Source organism: Saccharopolyspora sp. (assembly GCF_017434145.1).
Taxonomy (GTDB): Bacteria; Actinomycetota; Actinomycetes; order Mycobacteriales; family Pseudonocardiaceae; genus Saccharopolyspora_C; species Saccharopolyspora_C galaxeae.
Genome location: NZ_JAFRFW010000963.1, coordinates 1 through 4,109 on the forward strand (window position 1 = coordinate 1; position 4,109 = coordinate 4,109).

A 4,109-nucleotide genomic window follows, 5' to 3' on the forward strand; every position below is an offset into this window, starting at 1 on the left:
GACGATCCGTGGTCGCTCGCCTCGTTCACCTCGGAACTCGACCGCGGCCACCTCTACTTCGGCGCCTACGACGGCGAGGTGCTGATCGGCTACGCGGGCCTGGCGCTGACCGGGCGCCCGCCGGAAGCCGAGGTGCACACCATCGGCGTCGACCCGGACCACCAGCGCCGCGGCGTCGGCCGGGCGCTGCTGCTGCGGCTGCTGTCCCGCGCCGATGAGCAGCGCGCCACGACGTTCCTCGAAGTGCGCACCGACAACGAACCGGCGATCGAGATGTACCGGGCGCACGGCTTCGAGATCGTCGGCCTGCGCAGGCGCTACTACCAGCCCTCCGGCGCCGACGCGCACACCATGCGCCGCCCGCCGCTGGGCGAACCGGAACACCAGGAGGGAGGTGGCCCGGAATGACCGCCACCGACCGGATCGTGCTCGGCATCGAGAGCTCCTGCGACGAAACCGGCGTCGGGCTGGTGCGCCTCGGCCCGGACGGTTCGGTGAGCCTGCTGGCGGACGCGGTCGCGTCCAGCGTCGACGAGCACGCCCGCTTCGGCGGGGTGGTGCCGGAGATCGCCAGCCGTGCGCACTTGGCCGCGATGGCGCCCACGATGCGCCGCGCGCTGGACGAATCCGGCCTCGGTCTGTCCGATGTGGACGCTATCGCGGTGACAGCCGGACCCGGCCTGGCCGGAGCGCTGATGGTCGGGGTCGCCGCGGCCAAGGCCTACTCGGCCGCGCTGGGCGTGCCGCTCTACGGCGTCAACCACCTCGCCGGGCACGTCGCCGTGGACACCCTGCAGCACGGGCCGCTGCCCAAGCGCTGCCTGGCGATGCTGGTCTCCGGCGGGCACACCCAGCTGCTGCTGGTGGAAGGCGTCGCCGAGAGCATCACGCAGATCGGCTCCACCATCGACGACGCGGCGGGGGAGGCGTACGACAAGGTCGCCCGCATCCTCGACCTGCCTTACCCGGGCGGGCCGCCGATCGACAAGATGGCGCGGGAGGGCTCCGCGGACGCGATCGAGTTCCCGCGCGGGCTGACCGGGCCGCGGGATTCGCGGCACGATTTCTCCTTCTCCGGGCTGAAAACGGCGGTGGCCCGGTGGGTCGAGCACGAGCAGCGGGCCGGGCGGGAAGTGCCGGTCGCCGACGTGTGCGCCTCGTTCCAGGAGGCGGTGGCCGACGTGCTCACCTCGAAGGCGGTGCGCGCGGCCGACGAGCTCGGCGTGGACACGGTGGTCATTTCCGGTGGCGTTGCGGCGAATTCGCGGCTGGCCGCGCTGGCCGCGGAGCGCTGCGCTGCCGCCGGGCTCGCGCTGCGCGTGCCGAAACCCCGGCTGTGCACCGACAACGGCGCGATGATCGCCGCGCTCGGCGCGCACGTGCTGGCCTCCGGCGCGCGACCGTCCCCGCTGGACATCTCCGCGAACCCCGGCCTCCCGGTCGACACCATCAACCTCCCCGCACACCACCAGGAGTGAACGGACCGCTCGTCCCACTAGATTGGTCGAACGGTCCGTTCGCTCAAATACATCGGCCCATGCCGACACGCCCGCGCGCCACTCGGCCAGGGCAACGGAGATCGGAGTGAACGGCCTGCTCGTCCCACTAGATTGGACCAACGGTCCGTTCGCTCGGCGGCGGTTCAGCTGATCGAGCGGCCCGCGTACTCGGGGGCGGGCTCGATGGCCGCGGTGATCCGGTCGGCGACGTCGTCCGGGAACGGGACCGCGCGGTCGGAGCCGACGTGCAGCGCAACGACCTCCTCGGTGGCGCGCAGCACGCCGTCCACGGTCATCTCGTGGCACAGCAAGAGCTTCTTCGCACCGCCGCCGACGATCCGGGACGTGACGACCATGTCCGCGTCCGGGCCGACTTCCCGCAGGTACCGCACGTGCGCTTCGACGGTGTAGAGCGAATGCCCGGTCGTGGCGCGGTATGCGGCGTCCAAACCGATCCGCTCCATCACCGCGTCCGTGGCGAACCCGAACACCAGCACGTAGTACGCCTCGCTGAGGTGCCCGTTGTAGTCGATCCACTCCGGACGGACGCGCTGTCGCAGCTCCCAGCTCACGAACCCTCCCGCACTTCCCGCACCGCCCGCAGCACCGCGATCACCGCGCGGTCCCGCTCGGCGACGAGTTCGGAGATGTCCCGGCCGTCCTCTTCGGCGCAGCCCTGAATCATCCGTTCCCGCAGGTCATCGGTGAGTTCCGGAGCTTCCAGCCGGGTCCACGGCGACTTCAGCGACGGCCCGAACTGGTCGAGCATGTGCGCCATCCCGCCTTCACCGCCAGCGAGGTGGAAGGTCAGGCACGGCCCGAAAAGCGGCCACCGCAACCCCGGGCCTTCGGTGATCGAGGCGTCGATCTGCGCGACCGTCGCCTCGCCCTCGGCCACCATGTGCAGCGCTTCCCGCCACAGCGCCTCTTGCAGCCGGTTGGCGATGAAACCCGGCACCTCGCGGTCCATCGTGATCACCGACTTGCCCGCCGCCTCGAAGAAGCGCGAAGCGTGCTCGACGGCCCACCGCTCGGTGCGCTCGCCGCCCACGACCTCGACCAGCGGGATCAGGTACGGCGGGTTGAACGGATGCCCGACCACCAGGCGTTCCGGGGTGGTGCAGCGCTGCTGCATCTCGGTCATGCCGTACCCGGAGGTGGACGAGGAGATCACCACGCCGGCGGGCGTCGCGGCGTCGATGCGGGCCAGCAGGTCCTGCTTGATCTCCAGGTCCTCCGGCGCGCTCTCCTGCACGAAGTCCGCCCCGGCCACCGCCTCGTCCAGAGTGGACGCGAAGGTGAGGTCGTCCCGCGTCGCGCCATCGGCCAGGCCCAGCTCGGTCAGCGCAGGCCACGCGGCATCAACCAGCCGCCGCAGCCGCGGCCCGAAGTCCGGGTCCGGATCCCATGCGGTCACGCGGTATCCCCGCGCCAGGAAGTGCGCGACCCAGCCGCCGCCGATGACTCCGGCGCCGATGCACGCGACGTGCGGTGCCATCAGGACCTCCGCTTCAGGCCGAGCTTGGCGCGCGCCTGGTCCGGAGTCGCCACCCGCGACCCCAAGCTCTCCACGATCGTCACCGCGCGCTCCACGAGCTGTGCGTTCGTGGCCTTCACGCCCTTGCTCAGGTACAGGTTGTCCTCCAGCCCGACCCGGACCTGCCCGCCCAGCAGCGCCGACTGCGCCACCCACGGGAACTGGTTGCGGCCGATCGAGAAGCTCGCCCAGTTCGCGCCTTCCGGCAGCATCCGCACCATCGATTGCAGCAGCCCGGGATCGGCCGGTGCGCCGTACGGAATTCCCATGCACAGCTGGAAAAGCGGCGGAGCGTCCAGCAGCCCTTCCTCGATCATCTTGGTGGCGAACCACAGCTGGCCGGTGTCGAAGATCTCCAGCTCCGGCTTGACGCCGAGCTCCTGGATCCGCTTCGCGCCCGCGCGCAGCATGTCCGGGGTGCTGATGTAGAGCTGGCTGCCCTCGCCGAAGTTCAGCGAACCGCAGTCCATCGTGCAGATGTCCGGCAGCAGCTCCTCGACGTGCGGCAACCGGTCCAGGCCGTTGACCAGGTCGGTGCCGTCCACCGGCTTGAGCGGGTCGTCCTGGTCGATCACCAGGTCGCCGCCCATGCCCGCGGTCAGGTTGATCACGACGTCCACATCGGACTCGCGAATGCGGCGCACCACCTCGCGGTACAGCGGCACCTCGCGCGAACCCTGGCCGGTTTCCACGTCGCGCACGTGGATGTGCACCACGGCGGCGCCCGCGTTCGCGGCTTGCACCGCGGATTCGGCGATCTGCTCGGGACTCACCGGCACGTGCTCGCTCTTGCCCACCGTGTCGCCCGCGCCGGTCAGCGCGGCGGTGATGATCACTTCGTCGTTCATGGCCCGGCCCCTTCCTCCGATCGAGGCCGGACGCTAGCAGTGGCATTGCGCTAATCGCAATGGTCGAGACCCGTGGAAGGCATATTCAGACAGCAGAGGGAAATGCCACCCGAAGTTCTGATTGACCTGGGAGTCAGCTCAGTGGCTGCGCCAGAACGCCTTGGTGGTCGCCAGGAATTCACGCCGCGCGCCGCGCGCGGACACCCGCCGCAGCCCGTCGGCGGC

General features: G+C 70.6%; 5 protein-coding genes. 2 read left to right on the forward strand and 3 right to left on the reverse strand.

Annotated elements, in window-relative coordinates:
* Together rimI and tsaD are read left to right on the forward strand one after the other, a co-directional pair.
* A partial coding sequence (gene rimI / locus IJH84_RS26020) for a ribosomal protein S18-alanine N-acetyltransferase (RefSeq protein WP_295150062.1) occupies positions 1-408 on the forward strand: 408 nt, incomplete at its 5' end.
* Positions 405-1,478 (forward strand): tRNA (adenosine(37)-N6)-threonylcarbamoyltransferase complex transferase subunit TsaD, encoded by a 1,074-nt coding sequence (gene tsaD / locus IJH84_RS26025; RefSeq protein ID WP_200068475.1) that lies wholly within the window; start codon positions 405-407, stop codon positions 1,476-1,478. The genes rimI and tsaD, both read left to right, overlap by 4 nt.
* A 164-nt stretch (positions 1,479-1,642) precedes the next feature.
* Here tsaD and IJH84_RS26030 read toward each other — a convergent pair whose 3' ends face one another.
* Genes IJH84_RS26030 through IJH84_RS26040 form a run of 3 tightly spaced genes read right to left on the reverse strand, consistent with a single transcriptional unit; the run spans position 1,643 to position 3,884 of the window.
* Positions 1,643-2,071: a thioesterase family protein gene (locus IJH84_RS26030; RefSeq protein ID WP_295150067.1), complete on the reverse strand. Its 429-nt coding sequence runs from the start codon at positions 2,069-2,071 to the stop codon at positions 1,643-1,645.
* Entirely contained in the window at positions 2,068-2,997 is a 930-nt protein-coding gene (locus IJH84_RS26035; protein ID WP_295150070.1) for a 3-hydroxyacyl-CoA dehydrogenase NAD-binding domain-containing protein, read from the reverse strand. Before IJH84_RS26035 ends, IJH84_RS26030 begins: the two co-directional genes overlap by 4 nt.
* Positions 2,997-3,884: a 3-keto-5-aminohexanoate cleavage protein gene (locus IJH84_RS26040; RefSeq protein ID WP_200068478.1), complete on the reverse strand. Its 888-nt coding sequence runs from the start codon at positions 3,882-3,884 to the stop codon at positions 2,997-2,999. The genes IJH84_RS26035 and IJH84_RS26040 overlap by 1 nt, the downstream gene beginning before the upstream one ends.
* Between the last annotated feature and the right edge of the window lie 225 nt (positions 3,885-4,109).